At 64.2% G+C, this 16,615-nt stretch carries 17 protein-coding genes; 12 read left to right on the top strand and 5 right to left on the bottom strand.

Annotation, left to right across the window (positions count from 1 at the left end; genetic code table 11):
• The first annotated feature begins 33 nt into the window (after nucleotides 1-33).
• The gene (rplM, locus tag ACP5E6_RS00965) at nucleotides 34-498 is read left to right on the top strand and encodes a 50S ribosomal protein L13 (RefSeq protein ID WP_427950573.1); all 465 of its coding nucleotides are present in this window, start codon (nucleotides 34-36) and stop codon (nucleotides 496-498) included.
• A 2-nt stretch (nucleotides 499-500) separates the two neighbouring features.
• Nucleotides 501-992, top strand: a complete 492-nt coding sequence (gene rpsI, locus ACP5E6_RS00960) for a 30S ribosomal protein S9 (RefSeq protein WP_427950439.1) — start codon at nucleotides 501-503, stop codon at nucleotides 990-992.
• 223 nt (nucleotides 993-1,215) lie between these two features.
• Here the strand turns inward: rpsI and ACP5E6_RS00955 are convergent, their stop codons facing one another.
• Nucleotides 1,216-1,620 (bottom strand): hypothetical protein, encoded by a 405-nt coding sequence (locus ACP5E6_RS00955; RefSeq protein WP_427950437.1) that lies wholly within the window; start codon nucleotides 1,618-1,620, stop codon nucleotides 1,216-1,218.
• Nucleotides 1,621-2,150: 530 nt separating this feature from the next.
• On the opposite strand from ACP5E6_RS00955, the gene ACP5E6_RS00950 reads away from it, so the two are divergent.
• Complete coding sequence (locus ACP5E6_RS00950) at nucleotides 2,151-4,034, top strand: diguanylate cyclase (RefSeq protein WP_427950434.1); 1,884 nt, start codon at nucleotides 2,151-2,153, stop codon at nucleotides 4,032-4,034.
• Between the two features lie 35 nt (nucleotides 4,035-4,069).
• Here ACP5E6_RS00950 and ACP5E6_RS00945 read toward each other — a convergent pair whose 3' ends face one another.
• Nucleotides 4,070-5,104 (bottom strand): polyprenyl synthetase family protein, encoded by a 1,035-nt coding sequence (locus tag ACP5E6_RS00945; RefSeq protein WP_427950570.1) that lies wholly within the window; start codon nucleotides 5,102-5,104, stop codon nucleotides 4,070-4,072.
• A gap of 117 nt (nucleotides 5,105-5,221) precedes the next feature.
• Here ACP5E6_RS00945 and ACP5E6_RS00940 point away from each other — a divergent pair, with 117 nt between their 5' ends.
• From ACP5E6_RS00940 to ACP5E6_RS00930, 3 genes are all read left to right on the top strand, one after another.
• Nucleotides 5,222-5,428, top strand: a complete 207-nt coding sequence (locus tag ACP5E6_RS00940; RefSeq protein ID WP_427950432.1) for a DUF2007 domain-containing protein — start codon at nucleotides 5,222-5,224, stop codon at nucleotides 5,426-5,428.
• Nucleotides 5,425-6,147 (top strand): tRNA1(Val) (adenine(37)-N6)-methyltransferase, encoded by a 723-nt coding sequence (locus ACP5E6_RS00935; protein WP_427950429.1) that lies wholly within the window; start codon nucleotides 5,425-5,427, stop codon nucleotides 6,145-6,147. The genes ACP5E6_RS00940 and ACP5E6_RS00935 overlap by 4 nt, the downstream gene beginning before the upstream one ends.
• Before the next feature lie 61 nt (nucleotides 6,148-6,208).
• A complete protein-coding gene (locus tag ACP5E6_RS00930) occupies nucleotides 6,209-7,510 on the top strand; it encodes a chloride channel protein (protein ID WP_427950426.1) in 1,302 nt (433 codons plus the stop codon).
• A gap of 15 nt (nucleotides 7,511-7,525) precedes the next feature.
• Here ACP5E6_RS00930 and ACP5E6_RS00925 read toward each other — a convergent pair whose 3' ends face one another.
• Nucleotides 7,526-8,653 carry an NAD(P)/FAD-dependent oxidoreductase gene (locus ACP5E6_RS00925; RefSeq protein ID WP_427950424.1) on the bottom strand — a complete coding sequence of 376 codons (1,128 nt, stop codon included), beginning with the start codon at nucleotides 8,651-8,653 and terminating at the stop codon, nucleotides 7,526-7,528.
• A 192-nt stretch (nucleotides 8,654-8,845) separates the two neighbouring features.
• Between ACP5E6_RS00925 and ACP5E6_RS00920 the strand changes: the two genes are divergently transcribed.
• Complete coding sequence (locus tag ACP5E6_RS00920; RefSeq protein ID WP_427950421.1) at nucleotides 8,846-9,376, top strand: DUF2147 domain-containing protein; 531 nt, start codon at nucleotides 8,846-8,848, stop codon at nucleotides 9,374-9,376.
• Between the two features lie 29 nt (nucleotides 9,377-9,405).
• Here the strand turns inward: ACP5E6_RS00920 and ACP5E6_RS00915 are convergent, their stop codons facing one another.
• Both ACP5E6_RS00915 and crtD read right to left on the bottom strand, forming a co-directional pair.
• The gene (locus tag ACP5E6_RS00915) at nucleotides 9,406-10,356 is read right to left on the bottom strand and encodes a carotenoid 1,2-hydratase (RefSeq protein WP_427950418.1); all 951 of its coding nucleotides are present in this window, start codon (nucleotides 10,354-10,356) and stop codon (nucleotides 9,406-9,408) included.
• Complete coding sequence (gene crtD, locus ACP5E6_RS00910) at nucleotides 10,353-11,822, bottom strand: 1-hydroxycarotenoid 3,4-desaturase CrtD (protein WP_427950416.1); 1,470 nt, start codon at nucleotides 11,820-11,822, stop codon at nucleotides 10,353-10,355. The genes ACP5E6_RS00915 and crtD overlap by 4 nt, the downstream gene beginning before the upstream one ends.
• Nucleotides 11,823-11,993: 171 nt before the next feature.
• On the opposite strand from crtD, the gene ACP5E6_RS00905 reads away from it, so the two are divergent.
• The 5 genes from ACP5E6_RS00905 to ACP5E6_RS00885 all read left to right on the top strand — a co-directional run.
• Nucleotides 11,994-12,863 (top strand): polyprenyl synthetase family protein, encoded by an 870-nt coding sequence (locus ACP5E6_RS00905; RefSeq protein ID WP_427950414.1) that lies wholly within the window; start codon nucleotides 11,994-11,996, stop codon nucleotides 12,861-12,863.
• Entirely contained in the window at nucleotides 12,860-13,984 is a 1,125-nt protein-coding gene (locus ACP5E6_RS00900) for a methyltransferase (protein WP_427950411.1), read from the top strand. Before ACP5E6_RS00905 ends, ACP5E6_RS00900 begins: the two co-directional genes overlap by 4 nt.
• 120 nt (nucleotides 13,985-14,104) lie before the next feature.
• Nucleotides 14,105-15,043, top strand: a complete 939-nt coding sequence (bchC, locus tag ACP5E6_RS00895; RefSeq protein WP_427950408.1) for a chlorophyll synthesis pathway protein BchC — start codon at nucleotides 14,105-14,107, stop codon at nucleotides 15,041-15,043.
• Nucleotides 15,040-16,008, top strand: coding sequence for a chlorophyllide a reductase iron protein subunit X (locus tag ACP5E6_RS00890; protein ID WP_427950406.1), 969 nt, complete (start codon nucleotides 15,040-15,042; stop codon nucleotides 16,006-16,008). Before bchC ends, ACP5E6_RS00890 begins: the two co-directional genes overlap by 4 nt.
• A gap of 2 nt (nucleotides 16,009-16,010) precedes the next feature.
• The coding region (locus ACP5E6_RS00885) for a nitrogenase component 1 (RefSeq protein ID WP_427950404.1) at nucleotides 16,011-16,615 on the top strand (605 nt) is incomplete at its 3' end.

The following is a 16,615-nucleotide window of genomic DNA, read 5'->3' as shown; positions in this document are numbered from 1 at the left end:
CAACACAAGCTTACTGTCGCAAGGATGTTCGTTATGAAAACTACCGTTTCGCTGAAGCCGGCGGACGTGCAAAGGGATTGGGTGCTGATTGATGCGGATGGGCTGGTGCTCGGTCGCCTCGCGGCCCTGATCGCGACACGTCTGCGCGGCAAACACAAGCCACAGTTCACCCCCCATGTCGACTGCGGTGACCATATCGTCGTGGTCAATGCCGAAAAGGTCAAGGTGACCGGCAACAAGCTCGATCAGAGCGTTTTCTATTACCACACCGGCTATGCCGGCGGAATCAAAGGCCGCACATTGCGCCAGCGCCTTGAGAGCAAGCACCCCGAACGTGTTCTGGAAAAGGCAGTCGAGCGCATGATCACGCGCGGTCCGCTGCAACGCCAGCAGATGAAAAACCTGCACATCTACGCCGGTGCTACCCATCCGCATGACGGACAACAACCCAGGGCGCTCGATGTCGCCGCCATGAACCGCAAGAATGTGAGGGCCTGAGCATGTCTGGAACCGGAACGCTCGCCGATCTGAAATCTGTCGTCACCCCTGGTACCGGCCTGGTTGATACCGAGGCGGCACCGAAGCGTGAACCTAAGCGCGACGCGCTTGGACGCTCATACGCAACCGGCCGCCGAAAGGATGCCGTCGCCCGGATCTGGATCAAGCCCGGCAAGGGCGAAATCATCATCAACGGTCGCAAGGCGGCGCAATATTTTGCGCGTCCGGTCTTGCGGATGTTGATCACCCAACCGTTTCTGGTTGCTGATCGTTACAACCAGTTCGACGTGATGGCGACCGTTTCCGGCGGTGGCCTGTCAGGCCAAGCCGGCGCCGTGCGCCATGGCATTTCGCGGGCGCTGACCTATTACGAACCAGATCTGCGCGGAATCTTGAAAGTCGCTGGTTTCTTGACCCGTGACTCCCGCACCGTCGAGCGCAAGAAATACGGCAAGGCCAAGGCACGTCGTAGCTTCCAGTTCAGCAAGCGCTAATTCTTCACGACAACGCTGAAACACCGTCCCAGGCAATCCCTGGGGCGGCATCGTCCTGGGCTCGTTTTGATCAAAAATATGAGGCCAGGAAAGCCCGGGCCAGATCATGCCACAAAGCGGATGCTCCGCACGGCCACCCGAAAAAAGACCATCCAGCGCCACCCGTCTTTGAAAAATGCGACGATGCGGCTGTGGCGGGCCTACTGGGTCGATAGTTCACGGATCAGGCGACCGACGCCCGATAAATGGCGCGCCGGTTGACCACATAACCGACCATCCAGCGTTGCACGGCGGCGAATGCAGCGGCCTCGGTTTGCCGCACCTGATCGACGGTCATACGATGGAGCATTGCAAGAGTCGCGCGTGCCACCGGTTCATCAAGCAGGCGTCGCGCGATCACGATATGGCGCTCCCGCTGGCCAAGCGTGGCCAAGGCATCGTCGAGCATGCTCGTGGCACCAGCGGCGTGGTGATTGGTGTGGGAGCCGCGCGGTTCATGCGCACGGGCGCGATCCACCGCGCAGGCCCGATCCAGCCACTTGAGATCAGACAGCGTAACCGACTGCGGGCCCACCGCATTAGAGTTAACCACGCCGATCCAGCGCAGAGCAAGGTTTGTCAGGCGCATGATTCGCGATTCCACTCCGACGGGCATGGCATATGCCCCGAATGTTCCGGAATCGACCGGTACCGGCGACCAACGTCGCAATATCCCTGCTGCGCAGTTACCCATCCGATGGTCCATTTTGCGCTCCTATCCTCGCTGCTCTGTTCTCGCCGCTCTGGCCCCGTTGCTCCGACCTCACTGTTCTAGCGTGACACCTAACATAGACAGAAATTAAAAGCTGTTGTCTTCACAAAAATTGGTAACATCACCGCAAGATCAATACACGGCAATCTCCTGGAAAGATCCCGGAAGATAGCAAACCGCCCCCGCATCGGTTTGCTAGGAAATTGGTGCCGCAGAAATAAAATTCCTGACCTCACCCTGATCTGAGCCAGTTTTAACCGGATCTTCAACATAATTTGGTTTGATGCCCTGATTGTCATCAAAGGTTCGAATCAAGTCAGGGTTGCCCCGTTGTCCAAAGGTCGTATCTCTTCACCCCATGTTTCCGTCGCTCACGATACCAGTTGTACTGAACGGCGAGTCTGGGCTTGATCGCCGATCGTACCATCCGACCACCGAACCCGCGCGACCGCCCGCGCGTCGGCGATCGGTCAGCCCTTCTGACGATCGGTCTCACTGCCAGTCTCGTTGGTGGTCTCGTTGGCGTGCTTGTGCTCATCAGCCTGTGGTTTCGCCGGTTCAATGGCGACAGTCCGGCGCTATGGCCGGGGGGTGCGGTGCCCCTTGCGCTCCTTCTGTTCAGACGACCTTCCCGTTGGCAATATGCACTCCAGATCATCGCGGCTTCATGGGTCGGCAACGCCGTCGCCGAAATGATCGTGCATGCGCCGCTTGCCCAGATTCTCACCGCACCGCTTGCTAACGCACTCAACAACGTCGCCGCCGTCAGCTTCGCCTGGCTGCCCATCGGTCCGCGTCCACGGATTCGGCAACTGGATGGTTTGTTTAAATTCGTCGCGGCGGTTGGCATCGTCGGTCCAGCCTGCGGTGCCGCTGTCGTTGCGGCGAGCGCCGCCCTGCACGCGCCGCACGTTGGCCTGTCCGTCTGGCAGTGGTTTGCTGCGCACGCGCTAGGTGATCTGATCTTTACCGCCGCCGGTGTCGTCATTCTCAACCGAAACCGACGAGCGATTTTCCCGCCCGGCAAGCGGCTGCGAGCAGTTCTCGCCCTGTCGATCTGTTTTGTCATTCTGATCGCCACGTTCCATCAGAGCAACATTGCCCCGCTCATTCTCTCGCCGCTCCTGTTTGCCTTTCTCGGCACGGTCGCAGGCTTTGAATTCACCACCCTCGGCGTTACCGCCTTGGCCTTATTCGCCCTCTTCCGCACCACGATGGGCGGAGGGCCGATCATCACGCTCGATCCGGGCAGCCTGCCCGGGCGAATTCTGCTGTTGCAGGCGTTCATCTTTGCCGGTTTCGCGGCCGCCTTGCCGATAGCCCTTATGTTTGAGCGACGGGGTCGAATGATCGCGCAGCTTCGCAGCCAAAATGCCACAATCGTCGCACGGGCAGCGCGATACAAAATCCTCGCCGAGTTTTCAGCCGATACCATCCTGGTTACCCTCCAGGATGGCACCATCCTCTATGCCTCGCCGGCCGCCGAGCGTCTGATCGGCATTGCCGGCTCAGCCCTGACGGGTCGCTCCGCATTCGATCTGATCCATCCGGATGATGCCGATGCCGTCCGCGCCAATCTGGCAACTTTGTGTAATGGCAAGAGCGAGGCGACCACCGAGCTTCGCTTCCGCCATGGCGAAACCGCCGCCCCGGTCTGGACGGAGGTACGAACCCGGATCAGCCAGCGATTGCCGGATCGCGGCATCGAGTTCGTCAGCGTCGTGCGCGATATCTCTGAGCGCCGCATCGCTGACGATCGTCGTAATGCCGACATTGCGCGGCTCGATCGTCTGGCGAATACTGATCCATTGACAGGCCTCGCCAATCGGCGACGGTTCAACGATCATCTCGACGCTGAGTGGCGCCGCACTCAGCGCGAACAGGCTGATATTGCCCTGATCCTGATCGATGTCGATTGGTTCAAAGCCTATAACGACCGGTATGGACACCCTGCGGGCGACATCGCCTTACGTGACATCGCAACGATCATTGCGCGAGGGGCGCGGCGGCCGGCTGATTTGACGGCGCGCATCGGTGGCGAGGAGTTTGCCATTGTTCTGCCTGCAACATTTCTAAGTGGCGCCCGCGCAGTGGCGCAACGGGTGCGCGAGGGGATCCGCGATCTCCGCATTACCCATGAGGGATCGCCGGCCGGTTTCCTCTCGGTTAGCATCGGAATCGACTGTGTGCGCCCGGATCAGGCGTCCTCACCGTCGATCATCATCGAGCGCGCCGACCGGGCTCTCTATCAAGCCAAGCTGAGCCGGGGGAGCATCGTCATCGCGAGCTGACATTGCCTAATCAGCTTGACCTGATGGAGGGCCGGTCAATGCCGGCGAAATACGGCGTAATCCGCGGCTTCCATCATCAAGCCACGCACCGGATCATCAGGGAATGACGCAAGCGCGTGTTTCGCGTCGCGAGCGAAATTCTGCGCCCGAACAATCGTCTGACCGATCGCATCATGTCGCTCGATCAAGCGTAACGCCGTGCTCAGATCAACATCGGTCTGCTCTCCACCCTCGATCGTCCTACGCCAGAACTCCCGCTCCTGCGCATCGCCCGCCGCAAAGGCGATCAGAACCGGATAGGTCAGTTTACCTTCCCGGAAATCATCCCCCACGGTCTTGCCGAGTTCGGCCTGATCCGCGGCATAATCGAGCGCGTCGTCCACCAGCTGAAACGCCATGCCCAACGCTGTGCCGTAGGACGACAGTGCCGCACAGGCAGCGGCATCCCGTCCGGCGACCACGGCGCCAACCTCGCACGCCGCAGCGAATAGCGCTGCCGTTTTTCCCTCGATCACCTTGAAATATCGCGGAATATCAGTCCGGAGATCGTTCTGGGTAGATAGTTGCAACACCTCGCCCTCGGCGATGGTGGCCGAGGCGTTGGATAAGATCCGCAGCACGTCGAGCGAGCCGTCAGCGACCATCAATTCGAATGCCCGCGCAAACAGGAAATCACCAACCAAAACCGACGCCTTGTTGCCGAACACCGCGTTGGCACTCGCGAGACCCCGCCGCAGATCGCTCTCATCAACGACATCATCATGCAGTAACGTCGCCGTATGGATGAACTCGACACATGCGGCGAGCTGAACATGGCGCTCGCCGCGGTACCCGCACAATCGGGCAGAGGCCAATGTCAACAACGGACGCAGCCGCTTCCCGCCCGCCGCGATCAGATGGGCGGCCAAATGGGGAATCAATTCCACCTCGCTCGCCATCCGCGCAACGATTGCGGCATTGGTCGCGGCCAGATCGGTTGCCAGCAGGGCGGCAAGGCGATGCAGCGCATCGCCGGCCGGCACATCACTGGCGACGAGGGTATCGGTCTCAGAGGTAAGCAAGCCATCCACCGGTGGATTTGACCTTGTCATGGTTTCGACGTGGAATACAGCATATCGGGCGGGATCATAGGGGGTCAAGGCAAGCGCCAGAAGCGGTGCGACCCAAACCAGAGGATCGCATACGGAATGGAGACCATCATCGCGTCGACCGACACAATCCGGCTGAATTTCCTGATGGCCCTGCTGCGCGACGCCGGTCTGAACCCCGTGATGCTGGATCAGAACATCGCCGCAATCGAAGGAAACATCGGTATGTTCCCCCGACGGATTGCCGTCGCCACAGACGATGCCCGGCGGGCGCGTCAGATCCTGCGCGAGGCCGGCGAGGCGTGACTGCGACCATCGGCACCCTGCTCGGCGGCAAGCTGACCTATCGTCAACTCACGACCGGCCATCGCAGCGGCATCGAACCGGTCCTGCTGGCAGCCACTGTCCCCGCTCGTCCAGGCGATACCGTGATCGAAGCGGGAACCGGCGCAGGTGCTGGTCTGCTCTGCCTCGGCCATCGGGTACCAGGGCTACGCGGCCTTGGTATCGAACGCGACCCGGCGCTTGCGGCGCTTGCTGCAGCGAACTTCCGCGCCAATGCCCAGCACGGCCTCGCCGCTATCGCGGCGGATATCGGACACCTGCCGCTGCAACTGCCCTGCGATCACGGTTTCGCCAATCCACCCTGGCGCGACCTCACCGACACCGCGTCACCGGACGGCGCACGGGGCCGCGCGCATCGCGCACCGCCCGGATTGCTGCTCGGCTGGACCAAAGCGATCGCGGCGCTGCTGAAATCGGGCGGCACACTCACCCTCATTCTACCCGCCGGCGCGCTCGACGATTGTCTCACCGCCCTGCATCACGCACGTTGCGGTGGCGTCAAAATCATGCCGCTCTGGCCGCGATCGGGCCGCGCCGCGAAACTGATCATCGTCCAGGCCCGGAAAGCGGCGCGCGGCCGCACCAGCCTGCTACCTGGACTGATCCTGCACGATGAGTCCGGCTTTACCCCGCAGGCTGAATCCCTGTTGCGCGCAGGCAATGGTCTGCGCCTCGCATGAACCCGGCACCCCGTGCCACATGACGGCTATCATGACACCCGAACCGAGGAGACAACCCGCAATGGTAGCTGCATGGCGGAACCTGATTTTGGGTCTTGCGGCGATCATCACCGGGTTGATCTCGATCATGTTCGGCCTCGGCGTGATCCGCGCCAGCGCCCTTTTCGCCGATGTCACGGCAGGTCGGGCATGGCTTCCGTTTCTACTCTGCCCGGCCGGTTTCGCCCTGATTGTGTTTCTCACCCGTCGCGTGTTTCCGGGAGCCCAGGGTTCCGGAATACCGCAGGCCATGGCCGGTCTGCAGATGCAGGAGGCGGCCGAAATCGACTCCGTCCTCTCGCTGCGGATCGCGGTTGGCAAGTTCGGACTGACCCTTCTGGGTTTCGCCATTGGAGCCTCGATTGGTAAGGAAGGCCCGACCGTCCAGATCGGCTGCGCCGTCATGAATGTCTGCGGCCGCCTCGGATTGGAACGCAGCCACGCGTTGCAACGCGTATTGATCCTGGCCGGCGGCGCGGCCGGCATCACCTGCGCGTTCAACGCACCGATTGCCGGTGTCATCTTTGCCATCGAGGAAATGGCCCGCAGTTTCGATGACCGACAAGTCCGCTCGATCATCCTCGCCGCCTTCGCCAGTGGTGTCACGCTGTTCCTCATGCGTGGCTATCAACCCTATTTCGGGTTGTCCCACGCTACGCTCACGCCGGGCGTCATCTGGTTGCTGGTGCCGGCCTGCGCCGTCATTGGTGGCTTGGCCGGTGGCCTGTTCGCCCGGGTGCTGATCACGCCGGCCCTGTTCATGCCGGAATTGATCAATCGCATCGCTAAATCGAGGCCGGCATGGTTCGCGGGGTTCTGTGGCCTGAGCCTCGCCGTGATCGGTCTGATCTCGCACGGCCAGACGTTCGATGCGAGTTACGGCGAGGCGCAGGCAGCGCTGATCCGGGGTGTGCTGCCGCCGCTGGATTTCGCACCGCTGAAGTTTCTGGCCACGCTGATCTCCTACCTCTCCGGCATCCCCGGTGGCATCTTCGCCCCATCACTCGCGGTCGGCGTCGGCGTCGGCACCGCGTTCGCCCACCTGATTCCTGGCCTACCGGTAGCGGCCTTTGCCATGATCGGCATGGCCGGCTATTTCTCCGGTGTGGTTCAGTCACCGCTCACCGCGACGGCCATCGTCATCGAAATGACCAGTAACCCCGCCATGACCGTCCCGGTCGGCTTGGCGGCGATCCTCGGCACCCTCGCCTCACGTCTGGTCTGCAAGGAACCAGTCTATCACGCCATGGCGCAGCAATTTCTGCGTGTCATCGCCCATCGCCACCTCCCGGCACCTGAACGCGCCGACAGCAATCCCTCATAGGCAATTCATTCCGGCTCAGCGATAAGGCCGCAGATACTGCCGCTCGAAAGCCCGTTTGGCCCAGTGAAACAGCCGAAGCTGCGGGCTGACAAAATTGCGCGACGGGTTGCGATACACCAGAATGCCCGAATGGAGCGTATCGATAATACAGATCAGTTCGGATTTGAACGCCGTGACCGCCTCTCGCCCCTCGAGTGTTGCGGCGATATTCGCGGCAGCCGCCTTGGCCTGGAGATCGGCCTGATGCGCCTGTTTCGCCAGCCAGTCGGGTCCGGGATAACTGCCGACATCGCCAACCACCCACACACCGGGACGCGCGGTAACCCGGCACTGGGCATCGGCCGTGATCATGCCGCCAGCTGACAGCGGCAGGTCCGCATGGTCGAGCCAGGCCGGCCCGGTCAACCCCGGCATGAACAGGATCAGATCGGCGGCGAAATCCCCCCCTTCGGTCACGACCCTACCCGGCTCGAAGCGCACCAGTTTGTGACCGAGATGTGTGCTGATCCCGCGCTTGGTCATCTCCGCCAGCATGCCATCGACCGCTTCCGGCCCAAGCCGGGCACCGGGTCGAGCTGCCGGGTTGAAAAACACGAGTTCGAATGCCGCGCGCCGTCCCTCGCGCCGCAGTAGCGCATCAATGATGAACAGATACTCGAACATCGGCCCGCCCCGCATCGCGCCCGGCTCATTCGGGTTGGTCGCGAATCCCACCGCGATCGTCCCGCCCGTCATCGCCCGCAGCCGCCGTGCAATCTCCTCCGCGGTCTCGATTCCGGCGCATGGAGTGAGCGCGTGCTCAATTCCCGGCAGCGTGCGCAGAAACCGCGCACCAGTCGCGATCACTAGCTGATCATTGGCAAAACGCCCCGCATCGGTGAGCACCGTGCGCCCGCCATCCGCCAGACCGGTCGCCGCGCCGCGCACGAAACTCACCTCGTTACGGGCAAAGAAACGCTGCAACGGAATTTTCAGATCGTCGCCCGTGACCACTCCCGCCGGAATCCACACCGAGCTCGACAGATAATGCAGCTCATCTCGTGGCGAAATAACCGTGATCCCCGCCGCAACCTTGAGCCGGCGCAATTCCCGTACCGTCGTCATCGCACCGAAACCGGAACCGAGAATGGTGATATTGGTCATGACCTGATGCCTGACGTCGTAATGTCGACCGCGCCGACGCTCAACGGCCCGCTCCCGCCGTGGAAGTCACACTCGATGAGCCCTCAGGCATGTATGCACGGTCGTGATGGCGAACAAGCCGTTCCGTCGGTTTGACAAGGGCGCGGCCAACGGAGACTCTGCGCCGAACGACGGGTGACCTGCAATGACGTCATGATCCTCGAACGGCTCGAACGCGCGTGGTTCGCCACCCTCATCCTCGCCACCGTCACCGTTCCCCCGGCACACACCGCCGGCCCGCCCCGCGCACCGATCGGCGACTGGCTGACCGCGCGGGACGGTGCGGTCGTCGCCATCGCCCCCTGTCACAGCGGCAGCGGATTATGCGGCCGGATCGTTGGTATCTTCCTCGCGCCGCATGCCCCCATGCCCAAGGATTGGCGTGGCCGGTCCCAGTGCCACTTCCGGCTCATCCGCGCCGCCATCACCCGCAACGGCCACTTCTGGCGCGGCCATATCATCGATCCGCGAAACGGAAATGACTACCACATGGAGTTCCACGTCACGCCGGGCGGCCGCCTAGCGGTGCACGGCTATCTCGGTCTGCCGATTTTCGGCGAAACCCAGTATTGGGCACCGTATCATGCTGATGTGCCGCTAACCTGCCGGATCGCGTCGGTCTCGCCACGCCCCCGCGAGCCGCAACCGGCCCGCCCCCAGCGCCGTCCGCACCAAAGCGAATGACCCGCGGGGCCATCGGCGCATCGCCACGCCTATACCACCCGTCGCGGCATCCGGAACGGCAGCATCGCCTGCACCACGGGTTGTGCGAACCGATCCAGATCCAGCGTCTCGTGCACCCCGTCGACCGTCTCACCATCGATGCTCGCGGCTATCCGCGCCCGCGCATAGAACGGCGTATCCTCGAAATTGCGGATGAGCTTGGCATCGAACCCCGCATCGCTGCGGGTTTCGCGCGCAATCCGCCACCAGGTGATCGGTAGCGGGGAGGGGGGCGGTGCCACTATCGGGGCGACCCCACCAGCCGCGGAAAATTGCAGCGACAGATCGGTGGTGCCACCATCGCGCCGGGTCGCGTGATAGAACACGCGTGCCCCCCGCCGGTTGGGCGTACGCGACCAGTTCCAGGTCGAGAACGCGCTGCCGATCGGCGCGTCGCCCTCGTTGCGATCGAAATAGGCATCGCCCTGCCACGACAGGGCCGGTTTTTCGAACGCCACGCTCACCCGAGCGCAAGGCGCCACTGGCTGCCAGCGATGCGCGCCGGCGGCATCAAGCGGATAGACCGCTGTTTCCACCGCCTTGGGATGAACCGTGATCATGCCGCGCAACGGTTGCGGCAGCGGGGTGGTCAGTTCGTTGATGCGGATGGCGAGAAGATTGCCGTCCCAATCCAGCCGGCTCGGCCCGATTCCCAGCGTCGCCGGATCGCGGATCAGGCTGCGTCGCCGCCGCTCGGTCATGGCCCACAACGTCCGGCGCGGTCCATAAAGCGCCAGATTGACCGCGACGTAGTCCTCCGGATCGGCCCCGCCCGGGGTCCGGCGGTTGGCACGCGCGTAATAGGGCGAAAACACCGAACCGACGAAGGCGATCAGGGTCAGCGCATGCAATCCGTCATCGCTCAGCGCATCGATATACCACCATGCATAACCGCCCCGCGCCACCGGCGCATCGAACCGGATCATCGCGCCATCCGTCATGCCGCATCCTCCCGCACCGCTTGCGCGGCGAACCGTCCCGACAGTGCCGCCATCGGCAATCCCGGTCCGGGATGCACCGAGCCTCCGGCCAGATAAAACCCCGCCAAGCGCGTCCGTGCGGTCGGCCGCTGGAACGGATCGCGCCACCCGCCCAGGTCCCGCCCATATAATGCCCCGCCCGCGCCGGGAAACAGGGTGTCGAATTCCACCGGCCCGGTCGCGCCAATGTGCCGGATGTCAAGTTCCAGCCCCGCCGCCGCCAGCCTTGCGACCACCCGCCGCCATAACGAGGCCAACGCCGCCGCATCAGGCAGGCCCCGATCGCCCAGCGCCGGCGCATTGACCAGAATGAGCATCCGCTCCGCCCCCCCGCTCACTATGTCAGCCGCCGTCCCCGCCCGATCCTGCGCGCAGAGATAAATCGTCGGGTCTTCCGGCAGACCGCCGCAGCCGATCTCTGCGAATTCACGTGCATAATCCGCCGAGAAAAACACATTGTGGTGGCTCAGGCCAAACCCTCGCGCGACCGCCACCACCTGCCAGGTCACCGCCGAGAGCGAGCGCCGGTAGCGCCGCAACGCGGCCGGAATCGCCGCCTGCGCCGCCGCCCCGAGCTGCCCCGCCACGATCGCGCCGAGATCGGCATTGGCAATCACCGCCCCAGCCGCGATCACCCGCCCATCCGCAAGCCTTACACCGCACGCCCGTCCGCCATCCGCCAGAACGGCCTCCACGCCGATCCCGAATTCGAACACCGCCCCCTGCCGCGCCGCCAAATCTGCCAGCGCGGTGGCCAACCGGCGCATCCCGCCCGCCACGCGCCACACCCCCGCCTGTTCGGCATGCGCGATCAGCATCAGGGTCGCCGGCGCGGCAAAAGGTGAAGCGCCGGAATAAGTGGCATAGCGCGCGAACAACTGGCGCAACCGCTGGTCCGCGAAACAGGTCCCCAGCGCATCCCATAGCGAGGTGAATGGCGAGGCATGTCGAAATGCCGCCAGCCCGGCGACGCCACCACGACGCGTCAAGCTGAGCAACCCCGGCGCCGGATTGCGCATGAACGTCGCATCCAGCGTGCGATAGATCGCGGCACTGCGCGCACCGAACCGGCGATACGCCGCCGCTGCCGCCACCCCCATCACTCGCCCGATTGCCGCCTCGCTCACCGCGGTATCGGCGGACAAATCCAGCACCGTGCCGTCTCGCCAGTGATGCCGCGCAAGAACATCAAGCGGCACCAGTGCGACATGATCGTCAATACGCGCCCCGGCTGCCGCGAACAGGTCATCGAACACCGTTCGCATCGTTACCACGGTCGGCCCGGCATCGACGCGCGCCGGCCCGATCGCCACGTCGCGCAGCTTGCCCCCCACTGCTTCGGCACGGTCCACCACGACCACCCGCCGCCCCGACGCCGCCAGATCGACCGCCGCCGCCAGCCCACCCATGCCGGCGCCGATGATCACGACCGGCGGGTTTGTCCTGTTTGAAATCGGCTGCGTGCTCCTTCGTGAAACCAGTATCGCGTGAAACTCGAATCGAAACTGCTTGACGAACTGTCAATCAAATAGCACAGTCATAAGTGACAATCAAAGTTTACACTCGCGGGACCCGCGCGAGAATCCGGGAGGTTGCTGATGGACGCCGTCGCACTGATCGAAGCCACTCTTACCACCGCTCTGCTCCGCGCTGAAGCCGGCGATGCACCGCCGAAACTCGCCGCCGCCATGCGCCACGCCGTATTCCCGCGCGGCGCGCGGGTCCGTCCACGTCTGTGCCTCGCGGTCGCCTCGGCTTGCGGCGCGCCCGACCTCCAGCCCGCCGCTGCCGCTGGTGCCGCGCTCGAATTCCTCCATTGCGCCTCGCTTGTGCACGATGATTTGCCTTGTTTCGACGACGCTCCGATTCGCCGCGGTAAGCCCTCGGTCCACGCCGCCTTCGGCGCCCCTCTCGCTGTGCTGACCGGCGATGCGCTGATCGTTCTGGCGTTCCAGACTATCGCTCTAGGTGCCGCCGCTAACCCGATCCAACTCGCCGGGCTCATCGGCATTGTCGCCCAGTCGGTCGGCATGCCCGGCGGTATCGTTGCCGGCCAGGCTTGGGAGAGCGAGGAGGCCATCGACCTCGCCCGCTACCAACGCGCCAAGACCAGCGCCCTGTTCGCTGCTGCCGCCATGGCCGGCGCGCTCAGCGCTGGGCATAATCCAGCCCCATGGCGCGCGCTGGGTGAATATCTCGGCGATGCCTATCAAATCGCCGATGACCTCTGCGACGCCGCCGGCGATGCCGCGACCTGCGGCAAGCCGATCGGCCAGGACGATGCGCTGAATCGCCCCAGCGCTGTGGCACTTTACGGCATCGATGGCGCGCTGGATCGGCTCGACAGCATCGCCGAAGCCGCCGCGGCCTCGATCCCCGATTGCCACGGCGCGGTGCCGCTGCGGGCGTTGATTATCCAGGAAGCCAAGCGTCTGGTGCCGAAAACCCTCGCCCGCGCGGCGGCATGAGCGCGATTGCCCCCGCCGTGTCCATCACGCCGCTGTCCTGGCGGGAACGGTGGCAGGCGGCGCGCAATCGCCTGTTGGCCAGTCCGCGCTTTCAACAATGGGCGGCGGCATTTCCGCTCACCCGTCCGATCGCACGCCGCGAGGCGACCGCGCTGTTCGATCTCTGCGCCGGATTTGTCTACGCCCAGACCCTGTCGGCATGCGTCAGCCTCGATATGTTCGAGCGACTCGCCGCGATGCCGGTTGCAATCGCCACGCTGGCCGCCGAATCTGCGATTCCCCCAGAGGCAATGTACCGCCTGATCCGCGCCGCCGCCGCGCTGCGCCTCCTCGAAACCGATGGCACCACCGCCCGTCTCGGCCCGCTTGGTGCCGCCCTGCGCGGCAATCCCGGCATCGCCGCGATGGTGCGCCACCACGCACTGCTCTACCGCGACCTCGCCGACCCGATCGCCCTGTTACGCGGCGATGCCACCGCCAGCCTTGCCGCCTATTGGCCCTACGAGCAAGCGACTACCGACCGCGCCGCCCCCTATTCCGCCCTGATGGCCGCGTCACAACCGATGATTGCCAGGGAGATCCTGGCCGCCTACGATTTCAAACCGCACCGATGCCTGCTCGATCTCGGCGGTGGCGACGGCAGTTTCCTCACCGCCGTCGCACACAACGCACCGCAGCTCGCCCTGATGCTGTTCGATGTTCCCCCCGTCGCCGCTCTCGCGCGGCACAAACTCGAAGCCGCGGGTCTCGCCGCACGGAGTCGCATCCACGCGGGCGACATGCGCCACGACGCCCTGCCGAGCGATGCGGATATCATCACCCTGATCCGCGTTTTGCACGATCACGACGATGACCAAGCGATGGCGATTCTACGCAACGCCCGCGGCGCTCTCGGCCCGCGCGGCACCATCCTGATCGCTGAACCCATGGCGGGTACTAAAGGCGCCGAATCGATGGGCGATGCCTATTTTGGCCTCTATCTCTTCGCCATGGGTAGCGGCCGCCCACGCCGTCCCACCGAAGTGATCGCCATGCTCGAAGCCGCCGGCTTCATCGCGGCGAAGCAGCGCCGAACCAACCAGCCGATGCTGGCGAGCCTGATTACCGCGCGGACCGCATGACCCAGGGTATTTTCCACTCACGCAAGTGTAAGTTTAGATTGACAATGATACATGTCACGGTATTCTTACACCCGTGTCCCGGCAGTCTCCGGGCACCGCACTCCACGGGGAGGACGTGTTTTGCTCGATAGTCTGGCCATCATCATCGAAGAACCAAAACAAATCGCCCTTCGCCGGATCGCGCTCGATGCGCCGGCGGCGAAGGATGTTCTGGTCGCGGTCGATTACAGCGGCGTCAGCACCGGCACCGAAAAACTCATCTGGTCCGGCGCGATGCCGCATTTTCCCGGCATGGGCTATCCGCTGGTGCCCGGCTACGAGGCGGTCGGCCGCATCATTGATGCCGGGTCAGATATGCAATCGCGTATTGGCGAGCATGTGTTCGTTCCCGGCGCGCACTGCTTCGGTGCCATTCGAGGCCTGTTTGGTGCAAATGCGAGTCACCTCGTGGTCGGCGCCGATCGTGTCGTCCCGATCGCACCCGATCTCGGCGAGCGTGGCGCCCTAATCGCGCTTGCCGCCACCGCGCAGCACGCGCTCGCCATCGCCGGCGGGGCGCCAGAATTGATTATCGGCCATGGTGTGCTCGGCCGTCTGATCGCCCGCCTCGCCGTGATCGCTGGTGGCGCTCCCACCGTGTGGGAAACCAACCCTAACCGGATGAATGCTGGCCCCGGCTACCATGTGTGTGATGCTGCGGCGGATGCGCGGCGCGACTATCGCTCCGTCATCGATGTCAGTGGCGATGCCGCCATCCTCGATACGCTGATCGCCCGGCTCGCGCCGCAAGGGCTGATCACGCTCGCCGGCTTCTATGCCGCACCCCTGCAATTCGCCTTCGCCCCGGCCTTCATGCGCGAGGCTCGCGTCGCCATCGCCGCGCAGTGGCAACCGGTCGACCTTGCCCACGTCACTGCCCTGATTGCGGACCACACGCTCGATCTCGACGGTCTGATCACCCACCGTATCCCCGCCGCCGAGGCTGCTGGTGCCTATCACACCGCCTTCGGATCGGATGACTGCCTGAAACTGCTCATCGATTGGAGAGACGCATCATGAACGCAACCACCGGTCGCATTGCCCCCGATATCGAGGTCGGTGCCAGCGTGGCGTCGCCCAAGAAAACCCAGATCATCGCGATCTATGGCAAGGGCGGCATCGGCAAGAGCTTCACCCTCGCCAATCTATCGTACATGATGTCGCAACTCGGCAAGCGTGTGCTGCTGATCGGCTGCGATCCCAAGAGCGACACCACCTCGCTGCTGTTCGGCGGCCGCTCCTGCCCCACCATCATCGAAACCTCGTCGCGCAAAAAAGCCGCCGGCGAACCCGTGCTGATCGGTGATGTATGTTTCAAGCGCGACGGCGTGTTCGCCATGGAACTCGGCGGCCCGGAGGTCGGGCGCGGCTGCGGCGGGCGCGGCATCATCCACGGCTTCGAACTGCTCGACAAGCTCGGCTTTCATCAATGGGATTTCGACTACGTCCTGCTCGACTTCCTGGGTGACGTGGTGTGCGGCGGCTTCGGCCTGCCGATCGCGCGCGACCTCTGCCAGAAAGTCATCGTGGTCGGCTCGAACGATCTGCAATCGCTCTACGTCGCCAACAACGTCTGCTCGGCAGTCGACTACTTCCGCAATCTCGGCGGCAACGTCGGTGTCGCCGGTCTGGTGATCAACAAGGACGATGGCACCGGTGAGGCGCAGGCCTTCGCGGATGCGGTCGGCATCCCCGTCCTCGCCGCCATCCCGGCCGATGAGGACATCCGCCGCAAATCCGCCAATTACGAAATCGTCGGCCAGCTCGGCGGCAAATGGGCGCCGCTGTTCGAAGCGCTCGGCGTGCAGGTGGCCGAAGCGCCGCCGATCCGCCCGAAGCCCCTCAGCCACGACGCGCTGCTCGGCCTGTTCAAGGGCGAGGCGGTCGGTCGCGGCGTCACCTTGCTGCCCGCGAGCCTCGAAGACATGTGCGGCTCGACCATCCTGAACAAACCCTCGCTCGAAATCGTCTACGAGGGCGCGTGAGCATGAGCCCGCCCGACGGTACCGTGCTGCCCGCCAAATCGTCCGAACCGGGCTGCCACGGCGGGGCCGAGACCATGCAGCAGGCCGCACGCGCCGCCGGCAAATCGGCGATGCTCGACCGGCTCGCGGCTGACTACCCCAAGGGCCCGCACGACCAGCCGCAATCGATGTGCCCGGCCTTCGGCGCTCTGCGCGTCGGCCTGCGGATGCGCAGGGTCGCCACCATTCTCTCGGGCTCCGCCTGCTGCGTCTACGGTCTCACCTTCACCTCGCATTTCTACGGCGCGCGCCGCAGCGTGGGTTACGTGCCCTTCGACTCCGAAACCCTGGTCACCGGCCAGCTGTTCGAAGACATCCGCAAAGCCGTCCGCGAAACCGCCCGCCCGGCCGATTACGATGCCGTGGTCATCATCAACCTCTGCGTCCCCACCGCCTCCGGCGTGCCGCTCGATCTGCTGCCGAAAGAGATCGACGGTGTCCGCATCATCGGCATCGATGTCCCCGGTTTCGGCGTGCCCACCCATGCCGAAGCCAAGGACGTGCTCGCCGGCGCCATGCTGCGCTACGCCCGCGCCGAAGCCGAAGCCGGCGCGGTCGCCCGCCCCCG

This window comes from Acidiphilium sp., assembly GCF_049977125.1.
Classification (GTDB): Bacteria; Pseudomonadota; Alphaproteobacteria; order Acetobacterales; family Acetobacteraceae; genus Acidiphilium.
Note: the sequence above shows the minus strand (reverse complement) of the source record. Positions and strands in the feature narration are given on the sequence as shown.